The sequence below is a fragment of the Nonomuraea corallina genome, assembly GCF_027620315.1.
Taxonomy (GTDB): domain Bacteria; phylum Actinomycetota; class Actinomycetes; order Streptosporangiales; family Streptosporangiaceae; genus Nonomuraea; species Nonomuraea corallina.
The window spans coordinates 1-15,747 of the sequence record NZ_JAPNNL010000069.1; the positions used below are offsets into that span (position 1 = coordinate 1).

General features: G+C 69.0%; 17 protein-coding genes. 11 read left to right on the forward strand and 6 right to left on the reverse strand.

The features are described from left to right. Window positions 1–405, forward strand: a 405-nt coding sequence (locus tag OUY22_RS18435; protein WP_270156249.1) for an SIMPL domain-containing protein, incomplete at its 5' end; no start/stop codon positions are given. 33 nt (window positions 406–438) lie between these two features. Here OUY22_RS18435 and nadA read toward each other — a convergent pair. Beyond that, the gene (gene nadA / locus OUY22_RS18440) at window positions 439–1,590 is read right to left on the reverse strand and encodes a quinolinate synthase NadA (protein ID WP_270156250.1); all 1,152 of its coding nucleotides are present in this window, start codon (window positions 1,588–1,590) and stop codon (window positions 439–441) included. A 157-nt stretch (window positions 1,591–1,747) separates the two neighbouring features. Here nadA and erpA point away from each other — a divergent pair, with 157 nt between their 5' ends. Beyond that, a complete protein-coding gene (gene erpA, locus OUY22_RS18445) occupies window positions 1,748–2,101 on the forward strand; it encodes an iron-sulfur cluster insertion protein ErpA (RefSeq protein ID WP_270156251.1) in 354 nt (117 codons plus the stop codon). Between the two features lie 114 nt (window positions 2,102–2,215). After that, a complete protein-coding gene (locus OUY22_RS18450) occupies window positions 2,216–3,202 on the forward strand; it encodes a carbohydrate kinase family protein (RefSeq protein ID WP_270156252.1) in 987 nt (328 codons plus the stop codon). A gap of 98 nt (window positions 3,203–3,300) precedes the next feature. Here the strand turns inward: OUY22_RS18450 and OUY22_RS18455 are convergent, their stop codons facing one another. Genes OUY22_RS18455 through OUY22_RS18465 form a run of 3 tightly spaced genes read right to left on the reverse strand, consistent with a single transcriptional unit; the run spans window position 3,301 to window position 5,157 of the window. Beyond that, window positions 3,301–3,723, reverse strand: a complete 423-nt coding sequence (locus OUY22_RS18455) for a CBS domain-containing protein (protein ID WP_270156253.1) — start codon at window positions 3,721–3,723, stop codon at window positions 3,301–3,303. A 58-nt stretch (window positions 3,724–3,781) separates the two neighbouring features. Continuing rightward, window positions 3,782–4,027 carry a sulfurtransferase TusA family protein gene (locus OUY22_RS18460; RefSeq protein WP_270156254.1) on the reverse strand — a complete coding sequence of 82 codons (246 nt, stop codon included), beginning with the start codon at window positions 4,025–4,027 and terminating at the stop codon, window positions 3,782–3,784. Beyond that, window positions 4,024–5,157: a cysteine desulfurase family protein gene (locus OUY22_RS18465; RefSeq protein ID WP_270156255.1), complete on the reverse strand. Its 1,134-nt coding sequence runs from the start codon at window positions 5,155–5,157 to the stop codon at window positions 4,024–4,026. The genes OUY22_RS18460 and OUY22_RS18465 overlap by 4 nt, the downstream gene beginning before the upstream one ends. Window positions 5,158–5,355: 198 nt before the next feature. On the opposite strand from OUY22_RS18465, the gene ctaC reads away from it, so the two are divergent. The 4 genes from ctaC (at window position 5,356) to OUY22_RS18485 (ending at window position 9,626) form a co-directional block, all read left to right on the forward strand. Then, window positions 5,356–6,138, forward strand: coding sequence for an aa3-type cytochrome oxidase subunit II (ctaC, locus tag OUY22_RS18470; protein WP_456299852.1), 783 nt, complete (start codon window positions 5,356–5,358; stop codon window positions 6,136–6,138). Continuing rightward, window positions 6,135–7,811 (forward strand): aa3-type cytochrome oxidase subunit I, encoded by a 1,677-nt coding sequence (gene ctaD, locus OUY22_RS18475; protein ID WP_270156257.1) that lies wholly within the window; start codon window positions 6,135–6,137, stop codon window positions 7,809–7,811. The genes ctaC and ctaD overlap by 4 nt, the downstream gene beginning before the upstream one ends. Next, window positions 7,808–8,221 (forward strand): cytochrome c oxidase subunit 4, encoded by a 414-nt coding sequence (locus OUY22_RS18480; protein WP_270156258.1) that lies wholly within the window; start codon window positions 7,808–7,810, stop codon window positions 8,219–8,221. The genes ctaD and OUY22_RS18480 overlap by 4 nt, the downstream gene beginning before the upstream one ends. 214 nt (window positions 8,222–8,435) lie before the next feature. After that, window positions 8,436–9,626 carry a L,D-transpeptidase gene (locus tag OUY22_RS18485; RefSeq protein ID WP_270156259.1) on the forward strand — a complete coding sequence of 397 codons (1,191 nt, stop codon included), beginning with the start codon at window positions 8,436–8,438 and terminating at the stop codon, window positions 9,624–9,626. A gap of 12 nt (window positions 9,627–9,638) precedes the next feature. Here OUY22_RS18485 and trpD read toward each other — a convergent pair whose 3' ends face one another. Then, window positions 9,639–10,679, reverse strand: a complete 1,041-nt coding sequence (gene trpD, locus OUY22_RS18490) for an anthranilate phosphoribosyltransferase (protein WP_270156260.1) — start codon at window positions 10,677–10,679, stop codon at window positions 9,639–9,641. A gap of 9 nt (window positions 10,680–10,688) precedes the next feature. Next, window positions 10,689–11,087, reverse strand: coding sequence for a hypothetical protein (locus OUY22_RS18495; protein ID WP_270156279.1), 399 nt, complete (start codon window positions 11,085–11,087; stop codon window positions 10,689–10,691). A gap of 205 nt (window positions 11,088–11,292) precedes the next feature. Here OUY22_RS18495 and ctaE point away from each other — a divergent pair, with 205 nt between their 5' ends. Genes ctaE through qcrB form a run of 4 tightly spaced genes read left to right on the forward strand, consistent with a single transcriptional unit; the run spans window position 11,293 to window position 15,525 of the window. Further along, the gene (gene ctaE, locus OUY22_RS18500; RefSeq protein WP_456299853.1) at window positions 11,293–11,937 is read left to right on the forward strand and encodes an aa3-type cytochrome oxidase subunit III; all 645 of its coding nucleotides are present in this window, start codon (window positions 11,293–11,295) and stop codon (window positions 11,935–11,937) included. A 14-nt stretch (window positions 11,938–11,951) separates the two neighbouring features. Next, the gene (gene qcrC / locus OUY22_RS18505; RefSeq protein ID WP_270156262.1) at window positions 11,952–12,761 is read left to right on the forward strand and encodes a cytochrome bc1 complex diheme cytochrome c subunit; all 810 of its coding nucleotides are present in this window, start codon (window positions 11,952–11,954) and stop codon (window positions 12,759–12,761) included. Then, a complete protein-coding gene (gene qcrA / locus OUY22_RS18510) occupies window positions 12,758–13,879 on the forward strand; it encodes a cytochrome bc1 complex Rieske iron-sulfur subunit (RefSeq protein ID WP_270156263.1) in 1,122 nt (373 codons plus the stop codon). Before qcrC ends, qcrA begins: the two co-directional genes overlap by 4 nt. Next, complete coding sequence (gene qcrB / locus OUY22_RS18515; RefSeq protein WP_270156264.1) at window positions 13,876–15,525, forward strand: cytochrome bc1 complex cytochrome b subunit; 1,650 nt, start codon at window positions 13,876–13,878, stop codon at window positions 15,523–15,525. The genes qcrA and qcrB overlap by 4 nt, the downstream gene beginning before the upstream one ends. Window positions 15,526–15,747 lie beyond the last annotated feature (222 nt).

Below are 15,747 nucleotides of genomic sequence, written 5' to 3' on the forward strand. Positions count from 1 at the left end.
CTCGGCCCCGAGTACCAGGCGTACCCGAAGGTGTCGGCCTACCGGGCGGCGCAGGGCGTGGAGGCGGTGGTCCGCGACCTGGCGCGGGCCGACCACGTGATCGACACCGTCGCCGGGGTGGGGGAGGAGGCCAGGCTGAACGGGATCGTGTTCGAGGTGTCCGACCCGGACGCCGTCCTGGCGACGGCGAGGCAGGAGGCGTTCCGGCAGGCCGCGGTCAAGGCCGCGCAGTACGCCGTGCTGGCCGGGCGGCCGCTCGGCCGGGTGGTGTCGATCGCGGAGGAGCGGCACGGGCCGCCGGTCCCGATGGCGCGGACCATGGCGGCCGAGGCGCACGACACGGTGAGCCCCGGCCGGCAGGCGATCGGCGTCACCGTCCAGGTGGGTTACGCCTTCGGCGACTGAACGGCGCGGGCCGGGCGGCCCGCGCCGGCCGCGTCAGGCCAGGGCCAGCATCCGGTCCAGGGCGACCCGCGCCCAGTGGGCGGTGTCCGCGTCGACCGTGATCCGGTTGACCACCTCGCCGCTCGCGAGCGACTCCAGCGCCCACACCAGGTGCGGAAGGTCGATCCGGTTCATGGTCGAGCAGTAGCAGACCGTGCGGTCCAGGAACGACACGCTCTTGTCGGGGAACATCTGGGCCAGCCGCTTGACCAGGTTGAGCTCGGTGCCGACGGCCCAGGCGGACCCGGCGGGCGCCTCGCGCAGCGTCGTGATGATGTGCTCGGTGGAGCCCACGTGGTCGGCCTTCAGCACGACCTCGTGCCGGCACTCCGGGTGCACCAGCACGTTCACACCCGGGACGCGCCCGCGCACGTCGTCCACCGATTCGGCGGTGAAGCGGCCGTGCACCGAGCAGTGGCCGCGCCACAGGATCATGCGCGCCCGCTCCAGCTGCTCGGCGGTCAGCCCGCCGTTGGGGCGGTGCGGGTTCCAGACCACGCAGTCGTCGAGCGACATGCCCATCTCCAGCACGGCCGTGTTGCGGCCCAGGTGCTGGTCCGGCAGGAAGAGCACCTTCTCACCCTGCTCGAACGCCCAGTCCAGGGCGCGGCGCGCGTTGGACGAGGTGCACACCACGCCGCCGTTGCGCCCGCAGAAGGCCTTGATGTCCGCGCTGGAGTTCATGTACGTGACCGGGACGACGCGGTCGGCCAGCCCGGCGTCCTCCAGCGCCTCCCAGGCATCCTCGACCTGGTCGAAGGTGGCCATGTCGGCCATCGAGCACCCGGCGGCGAGGTCCGGCAGGATGACCTGCTGCGCGTCGGTGGTCAGGATGTCGGCCGACTCGGCCATGAAGTGCACCCCGCAGAACACGATGTACTCGGCCTGCGGGCGGGCGGCGGCCTGCTGCGCCAGCTTGAACGAGTCGCCGGTCACGTCGGCGAACTGGATCACCTCGTCGCGCTGGTAGTGGTGGCCCAGCACGAACAGGCGGTCGCCGAGCGCCGCCTTCGCCCGGCGGGCGCGTTCGACCAGCCGGGGGTCGGAGGCCGGCGGCAGCTCGCCGGGGCAGTCCACCCCTGTCTCGCTGTGCGGATCGGAGCCCCGGCCGAGCACGAAGAGCGGAAGTCCCGTCTGGGTGGTCATCGCCCTACCCCCTTATCGTCGAACTGACGATTCATCATGACATACCCAGAAGACCGATTTGTCCCCCGGGGGGCGGGCGGGAATGTGTGGCATCCCCCCGATGTTGGTAGCGTCAATAGCAGGACGTCGGAAACAGACCCGGTTAGGGAGTCAGCAGATGACGGTTGAGAGCAGCGAGACCACGGCACAGGGCCTGAACCTGACCGACGCGGCCGCGGCCAAGGTCAAGGGCCTGCTCGAGCAGCAGGGCGAAGAAGGTCTGCAGCTGCGCGTGGCCGTGCAGCCGGGCGGTTGCTCGGGGCTGCGCTACCAGCTCTTCTTCGATGACCGCTCCATGGACGGCGACGTCGTGTCGGACTTCGGCGGCGTGAGCGTGGTGACCGACCGGATGAGCGCTCCCTACCTGATGGGCGCCACCATCGACTTCGTCGACACCATCGAGAAGCAGGGCTTCACCATCGACAACCCGAACGCCACCGGCAGCTGCGCCTGCGGCGACTCGTTCAACTAGTCGATCGCCCGCTGGTTCGGTGCCGCCGGCCCCGTTCCGCCTTTGTGCGGGCGGGGCCTTCGCGTATTCTCGTGGGGCTCAACTGGCTTGCTGACAACGAGGAAGAAGAATCCCGTGCGCATCGCCGTCACCGGCTCCATCGCGACTGACCACCTGATGACCTTTCCCGGCAGTTTCGGCGATCAGCTCATCGCCGAGCAACTCGACCGGGTGTCGCTGTCGTTCCTGGTCGACGACCTGCAGATCCGGCGGGGCGGCTGCGCGGCCAACATCGCCTTCGGCATGGCCTGCCTGGGCCTGAAGCCGCTCCTGGTCGGGGCGGTCGGCAACGACTTCGCCGACTACCGCTCCTGGCTGGAGCGTCACGGCGTCGACTGCGACTCGGTGCACATCTCCGAGACGCAGCACACCGCGCGGTTCCTGTGCACCACCGACGACAACCACAACCAGATCGCCTCCTTCTACACCGGCGCGATGGCCGAGGCCCGGCTGATCGAGCTGAAGCCCGTCGCCGACCGGGTGGGCGGCCTGGACCTGGTGCTCATCGGCCCCAACGACCCCGACGGCATGCTCCGCCACACGGACGAGTGCCGCCACCGCGGCATCCCGTTCGCCGCCGACATCTCCCAGCAGCTCGCCCGCATGGCCGACGAGCAGATCCGCCAGCTGGTCGACGGCGCCGCCTACCTCTTCTCCAACGACTACGAGAAGGGCCTGATCGAGCAGAAGACAGGCTGGTCCGACGAGGAGGTGCTGAGCCGCGTCGGCGTCCGCGTCACCACGCTCGGCCCCAAGGGCGCGGTCATCGACCGCCGGGGCGAGCCGTCGATCCACGTCGCCCCCGCCCCGGAGCGCGGCAAGGCCGACCCGACGGGCGTCGGCGACGCCTTCCGCGCCGGGTTCCTGGCCGGCCTCGCCTGGGGGCTGTCGCTGGAGCGCTGCGGCCAGGTCGGCAACCTCACCGCCACCCACGTGCTGGAGCGCGTCGGCGGCCAGGAGTACGAGCTGGGCCAGAAGGAGTTCCTGGAGCGGTTCACTGCGGCCTACGGCGCCGAAGCCGCCACGGAGATCACCCCGCACCTGCGCTGCTACCACCCGTGACCGGGCGCGCCCCCGCCGAAGAGGCGGGGGCGCGGTGTCGTTTCCGGGGCGCCGTCCTCAGAAGTCCGTCCTGAGGAGTCCGTCCTGAGGAGTCGTCCTCAGGGCCGGCTGCCGGCGTAGACCCGGTGCACGAACTCGGCCAGCTTGTCGTCGGGCAGGTGACGGGCCAGGTCGGCTTCGGTGATCATGCCGACCATGCGGTTGTCGCGCATCACCGGCAGCCGCTTGATCTGGTGTTCCTCCATCCGGGCCAGGGCCTCCTCGACCGTGGCGTCGGCCGGCACCCACACCAGCCCCGTCGCCAGGTCGCCGGCCCGCACGCGGGCCGGGTCGTGGCCCAGGGCCACGCACTCCACCACGATGTCGCGGTCGGTGATGATGCCGGTCACCCGGTCGTCCAGGCACACCGGCAGCGCGCCCACCCCGTGCTCCCGCATGAGCTGCGCGGCCCGGTCGAGCGTCTCGTGCGACTGGACGCACTCCACGCCCGGGCTCATCAGATCGCCGGCGGTGTTGGTCATCTCGTCCCCCCTCGAAGAACTGTCTCTTCTCCAGGGGGACTACCCCGTGACGTGCGGCTCAGTAGTTGCGCCGCACGTGGATCGCCCAGCCCCCCTCGGGCAGTTCGTACGAGCCGACGTGGCGGTGGGACTTGAGCCGGCACCAGGCGGGCACGTCGGTGTAGGCCGCGGGATCGTCGGCCAGCACGGCCACCACGGCGTTCAGCGGAACATTGTTGATCTTCTCGGCGAGCATGATGATCGGGATGGGGCACTTCTTCCCCAGCGCGTCGATCGTCAGCACCGGATGAGTGGTCTCGGTCATGCGACTCCTGCGTCCTGGCGGATCCGGGCCACGAGCTCGGGCAGCACGGCGAGAAACCTGTCGACCTCCGCCGCCGAGGCGCCCCTGGGCAGTGACACCCGGACATTCCCATGCGTGAGCACGCCCATCGCTTCCAGAACGTGCGATGGACGAAGCGTACTAGCCGTGCAGGAACTCCCCGACGAGACCGCGAATCCCGCCTTGTCGAGCTCGGTCAGCAGCGCCTCGCCGTCCACGTACAGACAGGAGAACGTGACGATGTGCGGCGCCCGGCCGTCGGGGTCGCCGATCACCTCCACGTCCGGCACCACCTTCGGCACCGTCTCCCTGATCCTGGCGACCAGCGCGGACAGCCTGGAGCGTTCCCGGACGGCGTCGGCCGTCATCGCGCGCAGCGCGGCCGCCGCCGCCACGATGGCCGGCACGTTCTCGAACCCCGGCACCCGCCTGTGCTCGCGCTCGTCCTCCGGCAGGAACGAGCGGAACCGGGTGCCCTTCCTGACCGCCAGCACGCCGACGCCGGGCGGGCCGCCCCACTTGTGCGCGCTGGCCGTCAGCACCGACCAGCCCTCGGGCACCGGCATCCGGCCGGCCGTCTGGGCCGCGTCGACCAGCAGCGGCACCCCGTGGCGGCGGCACGCGGCCGCGGCCTCCGCCACCGGCTGGAGTGTGCCGACCTCGTGGTTGGCCGTCTGCAGGCAGGCCAGGGCGGTGCCGGGACGGGACACCGCCTCGGAGAACGCCGCCAGGTCGACCCGTCCCAGCCGGTCGACGCCGACGATCTCGGCGCTGCCGCCGTCGCGTTCGTGCAGGCGGGCGGTGTGCAGCACGCTGGAGTGCTCGACGGCCGAGGTCACCAGGTGACGTCCGGCCCGCCGTCTGCCCTGTAGGGTGCCGAGCAGACCGAGATGCACGGCCTGTGTGCCGGACGAGGTGAACGTCACCTCGTCGGGCCGCGCGCCCAGCGCCTCGGCCACTTCCGTACGGGCCTGCTCCAGCAGCAGGTGGGCACGGCGGGCCTGGTTGTAGAGCCTCGCGGGATCGGCCCAGCCGACGTCGATGGCCGCCAGCAGCGCTTCACGCGCCTGGGGGTGCAGCGGCTCGGTGGAGGCCGCGTCGAAGTACGCCACGGTTCTATGATCCCACTCGCGGCACGCCATGGAGGGGCCGCGCGGAAGGGCGGGGCACTTGCACGCTAATGTGTCTGCAATCAGCTGTGCATCAGGAAATACGAGCGCCCGGGAGAGACTCCCGGGCTTCATCTGTGGGGTAGGCGATCCGTGAGTCCGACCCGCCGTTCGACGCGGCGTCCGTTGGCCCGGCGTAGAGTGCCGCGCGCCGTCGCTTTGGCGTTGCTTGTGTCCTCCGCTGCGGCGTGTGCTGGAGACGTTCCCGAGGCAGAGTGGTCCAACGGGCTGCTGCCGGGCGCGATCACCGAGCAGGGTGAGACCGTCACCGCTCTGTGGAACGGAGCGTGGATCGCCGCGCTCGCCACCGGTGCGGTGGTCATCGGCCTGATCGTGTGGGCCTGCCTCTTCCACACCAGGCGCAGGGCCAAGGCCGAGCTGCCGCCGCAGGTTCGCTACAACCTGCCGATCGAGATGCTCTACACCCTGGTGCCTCTCGTCATGGTGTCGGTGTTCTTCTTCTTCACCGCGCGCGACTCCGAGGAGCTGACCTACGTCTCGGGCGACGCCCCGGTGAAGGTCAAGGTCGAGGCGTTCCAGTGGAGCTGGCGTTTCACCACGACGGTCAACGGCCAGACCACCGAGCCGGTGACCGGCATGCCGGTCAGCGACTACCAGCAGGGCCCGCAGCTCGTGCTGCCGGTCAAGCAGCGGGTGGAGTTCGACCTTGAGACCAACGACGTGATCCACTCCTTCTGGGTGCCCGAGTTCCTGTTCAAGCGGGACGTCATCCCCGGCATCCCCGAGGACAACCCGGGACGCAAGTTCGAGATCACCACCCTCGACGAGCCCGGCGTCTACGCCGGCCGCTGCGCCGAGCTGTGCGGCGTCGACCACAGCCGCATGCTCTTCTCGGTGAAGCTCGTGTCACAGCAGGAGTTCGACCAGTACGTCGCGTCCAACCAGGCGGGGAGTGCCCAGTGACCGCCATCCAAGAGCCCGTCTCCACACCGGTCCGGCCGGTGCGGCGGCCCACCTCCAAGGGCCGCATCATCGCCAAGTGGCTGTCCTCCACGGACCACAAGGTGATCGGCAACCTCTACCTGATCACCGCGTTCATCTTCTTCCTGGTCGGCGGGCTGATGGCCCTGGTCATGCGGGCCGAGCTGGCCCAGCCGGGGCTGCAGTTCACCAGCAACGAGCAGTTCAACCAGCTGTTCACCATGCACGGCACGATCATGCTGCTGATGTTCGCGACGCCGTTGTTCGCGGCCTTCGCGAACGCGATCATGCCGCTGCAGATCGGCGCCCCCGACGTGGCGTTCCCCCGCCTCAACATGGTGAGCTACTGGCTCTTCCTGTTCGGCAGCCTCATCGCGGTCTCGGGCTTCCTCACCCCTGAGGGCGCCGCGGCCTTCGGCTGGTTCGGCTACGCGCCGCTGTCCACGGCCGCCTACTCTCCCGGTCCCGGCGGCGACCTGTGGATCATGGGTCTGGCGATGTCGGGTCTGGGCACGATCCTGGGCGCGGTCAACTTCATCACCACGATCATCTGCATGCGGGCGCCGGGCATGACCATGTTCCGGATGCCGATCTTCACCTGGAACATCCTGCTGACCAGCATGCTCGTGCTGATGGCCTTCCCGGTGCTGGCCGCCGCGCTGCTCGCGCTGGAGTCCGACCGCAAGTTCGGCACCCAGATCTTCGCCACCGAGGTCGGCGGGCCGATGCTGTGGCAGCACCTGTTCTGGTTCTTCGGCCATCCCGAGGTCTACATCATCGCGCTGCCGTTCTTCGGCATCATCACGGAGATCCTGCCGGTCTTCAGCCGTAAGCCGATCTTCGGTTACATCGGCCTGGTCGGCGCGACGATCTCCATCGCCGGCCTGTCGATGACCGTGTGGGCGCACCACATGTTCCCGACGGGGCAGGTCCTGCTGCCGTTCTTCTCGTTCATGACGTTCCTCATCGCGGTGCCGACGGGCGTGAAGTTCTTCAACTGGATCGGCACGATGTGGCGCGGCCACCTGTCGTTCGAGTCGCCGATGCTCTACTCGATCGGCTTCCTGGTGACGTTCCTGCTCGGCGGCCTGACCGGTGTCATCCTGGCCTCGCCGCCGCTCGACTTCCACATCAGCGACACCTACTTCGTCGTCGCCCACTTCCACTACGTGGTCTTCGGCACGGTCGTGTTCGCGATGTTCGCCGGGTTCTTCTTCTGGTGGCCCAAGCTCACCGGCAGGATGCTCGACGACCGGCTCGGCAAGCTGCAGTTCTGGCTGCTGTTCATCGGCTTCCACGCCACGTTCCTGGTGCAGCACTGGCTGGGCATGCTCGGCTTCCCGCGCCGCTACGCCGACTACGGGGCCGCTGACGGCTTCACCGACCTCAACATGATCTCGTCGGTGGGCGCGTTCGTGCTCGGGGCCTCGACGCTGCCGTTCTTCTACAACGTCTGGAAGACCTGGCGCACGGCGCCCAAGGTCACCGTCGACGACCCGTGGGGTTACGGCGGCTCGCTCGAGTGGGCGACCTCCTGCCCGCCGCCGCGCCACAACTTCACCAAGCTGCCTCCCATCCGGTCCGAGCGTCCCGCGTTCGACCTCAAGTACCCGCACCTGTCCGCCAAGCCCGCGCCGGAGGTGGAGGCCCGATGAAGGTCCAAGGTTGGCTGTTCCTGCTGTGCGGTCTGTTCTTCGCCGGCGTCACTGTCGCCTACTGGTTCTGGACCAAGGCGGCCACCGGCGTGGGCGAGCCGGTCGGCACCACCGCGATGGCGATCTCGGTCGGCTTCGCGTTCATGATCGGCTACTACCTGATGTTCACCGCGCGGCGCATCGGCGACCAGCCGGAGGACAACAAGCAGGCCGACATCAGCGACGGCGCCGGTGAGATCGGCTTCTTCAGCCCCAGCAGCTGGTGGCCGCTGTTCGTCTGCCTGGCGGCGGCCTTCACCTTCGCCGGGTTCGTCATCGGCCTGTGGATGTTCTTCATCGGGGTGTTCCTGGTGATCATGGCGCTGATCGGCTTCGTGTTCCAGTACTACCGGGGCCACTTCTCGCACTGATCCTCGACCGGGAGCGGGCGTCCTTCTTTGAGGGGGACGCCCGCTTTTTGGTGTTCTTTACCGGAACGCGGATATGGCCAATCGATCACTCAGGGTAATAAGAGAGGTGAATCTGCTCGACTCGGACGGGGGAGTGCGTGTGGCGTATCGATCGTTGGGCCCGGCTCGACGCACGGCCTGGAGCGCGCGCCTGCGCGGAGGCCTGAGCAGGGGAGTGCGAAGGGGACTCGGCCTGAGCCTGGGACTGGGCCTGGCCATGACGTCGGCGGCGTGCTCGGCGAGCAGCGCCGCGAACGAGGAGCGGCAGGCGGCCCCCGACGCCACCGTGGCGGTCCAACCGGCCGACCGGGCGGCCAACGTCCCGACGGACCAGGGAGTCGTCGTGGCGGTCCTCGGCGGCACGCTCCGGAGCGTCACGGTCCGCAGCGAGGACGGGACCCTGCCAGGCTTGCTGAGCGCCGACAAGACCCGCTGGCGCAGCACCGCCACCGCCCGCCCGGGAGCCACCTACACGGTCAGCTCGATCGCCGTCAACGCCGACGGCAAACAGACCGAGAAGACGAGCACGTTCTCCACCGTCAAGGCGGCCAAGGCCTTCGACATCCAGAGCATCACGCCCAGCAAGGGCACCACCGGCCTGACGGTCGGCGTCGGCATGCCCATCATGATCGCCTTCGACCAGCCGATCACCGATCGCGTCTCGGTGGAGCGCAACCTGCTCGTCCGTACCTCCAGGCCCGTCGAGGGGGCCTGGCACTGGTTCGACGACCAGCACGTCGACTTCCGGCCGCGTCAGTACTGGCCCGCGCACACCGACGTGCGCGTGGAGGCCAACCTGGCGGGCGTGCACGGCGGCAAGGGCATGTACGGCAAGCGCGACCTGGCGCTGGACTTCCGGGTCGGCCGCTCCCAGATCACCAAGGGCAGCGTCAACGAGCATGTCCTGGTGGTGCGGCGCAACGGCAAGAAGATCCGCGAGATGCCGATGAGCGCCGGCCAGGGCGGCGTCATGAAATATCACACCACGTCGGGCATCCATCTCGCGATGTCCCGCGAGCCCGTCACCGTCATGACCTCGCCCGGCATCGGCCCCGGCCAGGCCGGCTACTACCAGATGACTGTCTACAACACGGTGCGGATCTCCAACAGCGGCGAGTACGTGCACAGCGCGCCCTGGTCGGTGGGCTCGCAGGGCAACTCCAACGTCAGCCACGGCTGCGTGAACATCAGCCCCGCCAACGCGGCCTGGTTCATCGAGAACACGCTGATCGGCGACCCCATCATCATCACGGGCTCACCGCGCCCGCTGGAGCCGACGAACGGCTGGGGTCACTGGCAGGAGTCGTGGAAGCAGTGGCTCAGGTGGAGTTCCATCAAGGACGGGCCGACCCTGCCGTTCTCCTGAACGCGCGCCCTGTCAGGAGACGGAGCCGCTGACCTTGATCCAGCCTTCGAGGGTCGCCGCGGCGCGGCCGGAGTCGACCGCCTGGGTGGCGCGGGCGTAGGCGTCGATCATGGCGGAGTCGAGGTCGTCGCCGGGGCCGTCGAGCGCGACCAGCGCCGCGGCCGCGTTGAGCAGCACGGCGTCGCGCACCGGCCCCGACTTGCCGCCGAGCGTGTCGTGCACCGCCCTGGCGTTGAAGGCCACGTCGCCGCCGCGCAGGGCGTCCGCCTCGGCCCGGGGGATGCCGAGCACCGCGGGGTCGAACGTGGTCCGGTCGGCGCCGCCGTCGTGCACCACCCACACCGTGGAGGTGGTGGCGATGGTCAGCTCGTCCAGCCCGTCGTCGCCGCGGAAGACCAGGGCGGACACGCCGCGCTCGGCGAAGACCCCGGCCAGCACCGGCAGCATGCGCGGGTCGTACACGCCGATGGCCTGAGCGGTCGGCCGGGCCGGGTTGGTGAGCGGGCCGAGGAAGTTGAAGACGGTGGGGACGCCGATCTCCTTGCGGGTCGGCCCGGCGAACCGCAGCGCCGGGTGGTAGACCGGGGCGAAGCAGAAGGCGATGCCGGCCTCGGTGGCCACCCGGGCGGTCTGCTCCGGGGTCAGGTCGAGGCGGATGCCGAGGTGCTCCAGCACGTCGGCGGCGCCGCACGAGGAGGAGGCGGCGCGGTTGCCGTGCTTGACGACGCGGGCGCCGGCGGCCGCGGTCACGATGGCGGCCATGGTGGAGACGTTCACGGTGTGGGCGCGGTCGCCGCCGGTGCCGACCACGTCGACGATCGGGCCCTCGACGTGGAGAGGAGTCGCGAGGTCGAGCATCGTGCGGGCCAGGCCGGTCACCTCGGCCACGGTCTCGCCCTTGGCGCGCAGCGCGACGACGAAGGCGGAGATCTGGGCGGGCGTGGCGGAGCCGGACATGATCTCCCGCATCGCCCAGGCCGTCTCGTCGGCCGTGAGGTGCTCCCCGGACAGGAGCGCGGAGAGAATCGCCGGCCAGGTCGTCCGCGAGTCCACGTCAGGCACCTACTTAGCGTTGAGTCGGCTGGAGGAGCGGCGGCGCATGAGGTCGGCGACGGTCTCGGCCAGCACGAGCGGCTCCAGGGGCTGGGACACCACGGCGTCGGCCTTGGACCAGTCGGCCAGCCACCGGTCGTCGCGCCGGGCGATGATGAGGCAGATCGGCGGGCAGTCGTAGACTTCGTCCTTGGCCTGGCGGCTGATGCCCATGCCGCCGGCGGGCTGGGTCTCGCCGTCGAGCACGGCGACGTCGATCTCGCCGGAGCCTAGCCACTGGTGGACCTTGGGCTCGGTGGCGCACTCCACGATCTCGACGAAGGGCACGTCCGCGGCCGGTCGCCGGCCGATGGCCAGCTTCACCTCCTGCCGGGTGGCGGCGTCGTCGCTGTAGACGAGGACCTTCATCGTGTCGTCGGTGCTCACGGTCGCGCTCACTATTCGGTCGTAGCGGTAGGGTCATCTGGGATCGTACCGTTGGCGTGGCGTGCGAACCCAGGCCAGCACCCCTGGTGGGTGTTATGTCCTGATTATCCCAGGTGGGATGCCTGCTTGTACCCGCTAACGGGGGGTCGTGCGCCAGACCGACCACCGGAGCCGCAATAATGGCGCCGTGGCGACAGCATCCGCAATTACTTCGACGACGACAGGTCAGGCGTACCGCAGACCAAACCTGGTCAGTGTGGGTACGATCGTCTGGCTGTCCTCTGAGCTCATGTTCTTCGCGGCGCTGTTCGCGATGTACTTCACCATCCGGTCGGTGAGCGTGGGCCAAGGCATCGATTGGGGGCCCGCCTATACCCAGGCGGGCGCCGCGACCGAGGGTCTGGCTCACCTGAACATCCCGTTCGCGACGGTCAACACGATCATCCTGGTACTGTCCAGTGTGACGTGCCAGCTCGGCGTGTGGGCCGCGGAAAAGGGGCAAGTCAGCAAGCTCAGGTTCTGGTACTTCGTCAGCTTCCTCATGGGCTCGGTCTTCATCGCCGGCCAGCTGTACGAGTACATAGAGCTGGCAAACGAGGGCGCGACCTTGTCCGCCAACCCCTACACGTCGGTGTTCTACCTCACGACAGGCTTCCACGGCCTGCACGTGACCGGTGGACTGATCGCGTTCCTGTTCATGCTGGGACGTACGTACGCCGCGAAGCGCTTCACGCATGAGCAGGCCACCAGCGCCATCGTCGTGTCCTACTACTGGCACTTCGTCGACGTCGTCTGGATTGGTCTTTTCGCGACCATCTACATCATTCGGTAAGGAACGGGATCTCTGTGGTTAGGATCACCGCTTGGCGGCGGCATCCCCTCGCGAGATACGCCGTCCTGATTTTGGCGTTGGCGCTGGTCGGGACGGCATATGCCACCTTCGTGCAGGTGAGCAGGCCCGCGGACGCGGCGCTCGCGTCAGGCAAGGCTGACGACGTGGCCAGGGGCAAGAGCCTCTTCCAGGCCCACTGCGCCAGCTGCCACGGGCTCAACGCCCAGGGCACCTCTACGGGGCCCACGCTCATCGGCGTCGGCGCCGCGGCCGTCGACTTCCAGATGAGCACCGGCCGGATGCCCGCGGCCGACCCCGGCGCCCAGGTGCCGCGCAAGCCGCTGCCCTCGTGGGTCGACAGCAACAGCATCAGCGACATCGCGGCCTACGTGCAGTCGCTCGGCGGCGGTCCCACCGTGCCGTCCGGCGAGCAGGTCGACCCCGCGCTGGGAGACGCCGCCAAGGGCGGTGAGCTGTTCCGCGCCAACTGCATCCAGTGTCACAACTGGGCGGGCGCCGGCGGCGCCCTGACGCGCGGCAAGTACGCCCCCAACTTGAACGAGTCTTCTCCCACCCAGATCTACGAGGCGATGGTCACGGGCCCGCAGGCGATGCCCGTCTTCAACGACACGACGATCACGCCCGAAGAGAAGCGCAACATGATCGCCTACATCGTCCAGGTGCGCGAGCAGAGGGACCCCGGAGGCTTCGGCCTCGGGCGCATCGGCCCGGTCACCGAAGGACTCGTAGCATGGATCGTAGGCATCCTGGCCCTGGTTCTCGCCGCCATCTGGATCACCGCGAAGAAGCGACAGAAGTCATGACTGACAACGAGCACGAGATCGAGCAGCCGGACGATCGCGTCCCCAAGCGCGTGATCGGCACCCCCCCACCGGGCACCTCGATGCTCGGCGAGGCGGAGGCGCGCGACGCCGGCGTCACCGGGGGCGAGACCCCCGGCATCACGCTGCAGGACGAGCAGAAGGCGCGCCGGGCCGAGAAGCTCGTGGCCCTCTGCTTCCTGATCACGTTCCTGGCGGGGATCGCCTTCCTCGTCTCCTACGTGGTCTTCCAGGTGGGCGACCCCGACGCGACCGGCACGTCCAACCTGGCCCTCGGCAGCTCCCTCACCGTGGCGGTGCTGGCCATGGCGGTCGGCATCGTCGTCTGGGTCCGCCAGATCATGCCGAAGTACGCCCTGGTCCAGGAGCGCCACGAGATGGTCTCCGGCGAGGACGCCCGCGAGGTCGTGGCCGACACGTTCGTCGAGGGCGCCAACGAGAGCGGCTTCGTCAAGGGCAAGATGATGCGCCGCACGCTCCTGCTGGCGGCGGCGCCGCTCGGCCTGATCCCGCTGATCCTGCTGCGCGACCTCGACAACACCAAGATGAAGGCCACCAACTTCAACAAGTTGCTGCGCCACACCGTCTGGGGCGAGAAGACCGAGGACGGCAGGCCGCTGCGCCTGGTCGTCGAGGGCACCGGCCAGCCGATCAGGGCGGCCGACTTCAACTCTCCCGGCGGCATCCTGTCGATCGTGCCCGAAGGCTACGAGCACGACATGAACGTGCTCGCCAAGGCCACGCTGATCCTGATCAAGTTCCGGCCCGAGGAGCTGAAGTCGGGCGTCAACAAGAACTGGACGCACGACGGCATCGTGGCCTACTCGAAGATCTGCACGCACGTCGGCTGTCCCGCGGCCCTGTACGAGCAGACGACCCACCACATCCTGTGCCCGTGCCACCAGTCGACGTTCGACGCCGCCGACGGCGCCAAGGTCATCTTCGGCCCGGCGGCCCGGCCGCTCCCGCAGCTGCCGATCACCGTCGACAACGAGGGCTACCTCGTCGCGGCCGGCGACTTCCCGGTCCCGGTCGGTCCCAGCTACTGGGAGCGCGGTGACGCCGAGGCCGAGGCCAGGGCCAAGGGAGGCCAGGCATGAGCGAGCTGACAACCGTTCCCAAGGCGATCGGCGGGCCGTCCAACTGGCTCGACGAGCGGCTGGGCGGGGGCAACTTCCTCAAGCGCAACATGCGCAAGATCTTCCCCGACCACTGGTCGTTCCTGCTCGGGGAGATCGCCCTCTACTCGTTCATCATCCTGCTGCTGACCGGCACGTTCCTGACGTTCTGGTTCCAGCCCAGCATGGAGCACGTGATCTACAACGGCTCCTACGCGCCGCTGCAGGGCGTGGGGATGTCCGCAGCCTACGCGTCGTCGCTGGAGATCAGCTTCGACGTCCGCGGAGGTCTGCTCATCCGGCAGATGCACCACTGGGCGGCCCTGCTGTTCGTCGCGGGCATGATGGCCCACATGCTGCGGGTGTTCTTCACCGGCGCCTACCGCAAGCCGCGTGAGATCAACTGGATCATCGGCATCCTGCTGCTGACCCTGGCCCTGGCCGAGGGCCTCACCGGCTACTCGCTGCCGGACGACCTGCTCTCCGGCGCGGGTCTGCGGATCACCGAGGGCGTGGCCATCTCGCTGCCGCTGGTGGGCACGTACATCACGTTCTTCCTGTTCGGCGGGGAGTACCCGGGCACGGACATCATCGCCCGGTTCTACTCGCTGCACATCCTGCTCATCCCCGGCATCCTGCTGGCGCTGATCTCCGCCCACATGGTGCTCATGTGGGTGCAGAAGCACACCCAGATGGCGGGCAAGGGACGGACCAACCAGAACGTGGTGGGGGCGCCGTTCTACCCGGCGTTCATGGCCAAGGCGGGCGCGTACTTCCTGTTCACGCTCGGCGTGGTCGCCGGTCTGGCGACGTTCGCCCAGATCAACCCGATCTGGATCTACGGTCCCTACACCCCGGCCGACATCTCCGCGGGATCACAGCCCGACTGGTACATGGGCTTCCTGGAAGGCTCGCTGCGCATCATGCCGGCCTGGGAGATCAACATGTTCGGCACGGCCCACGCGGGCACGCTGCCGCTCAGCGTGATCATCCCGGCGCTGGTGCCCCTGGGCATCGTCATGACCGGGCTGGCGCTCTATCCGTTCCTGGAACGCTGGATCACCGGCGACAACCGCGAGCACCACATCGCGGAGCGCCCGCGCAACAACCCGCACCGCACCTCGATCGGCATGGCGGGCATCGCGTTCTACGGCGTGCTCTGGCTGCTGGGGGCGAACGACGAGATCTCGGCGTTCTTCCACATCAACCTCAACTGGACCACGTACGCCGGTCGCGTGCTGGTGTTCGCCGCCCCGGTGCTGGCGTACATCATCACCTACCGGATCTGCCTGGGCCTGCAGCGCTCGGACGCCGAGGTGCTCAGCCACGGCGTGGAGTCGGGTGTCATCAAGCGGCTGCCGCACGGTGAGTTCATCGAGGTCCACACGCCTCCGGCGGACGACATCGAGGCCCACATGCGGGGCAAGCAGCCGGTGCCGATGCTGCCGGTGGCCGAGGACCCGTCGGGCATCCCGCCGAAGGGCATGCGCGGCCCCATCGGCAAGCTGCGCGCCCGCATGTCCAAGGCGTACGGCGGTGAGAAGATCCCCCTCGAGTCCGGCCACGGTCACGAGGAGGACGAGCACGCCGCGATCGGTCCCGGCGAGGACCACACGGCGTCGCGCTAGCAAGCGGTTCGACGAAGGGCCCGGACGCCTCGTCCGGGCCCTTCGCCCTTCCCGGCCACACCTGATCAGACCGTAGCCCTCAACCCGTCGGCCCCGAACGGCAGCGGCCTCCCAGCAGACAGGGGGAGACCTGCGCGCCGCGCGTTCACCGGCAGGCTGAGCGAACCCCCGGCCCACGGGCCCACCGGGATCCGGCGTGAGGACGCGTCCGGGTTAGGAGGG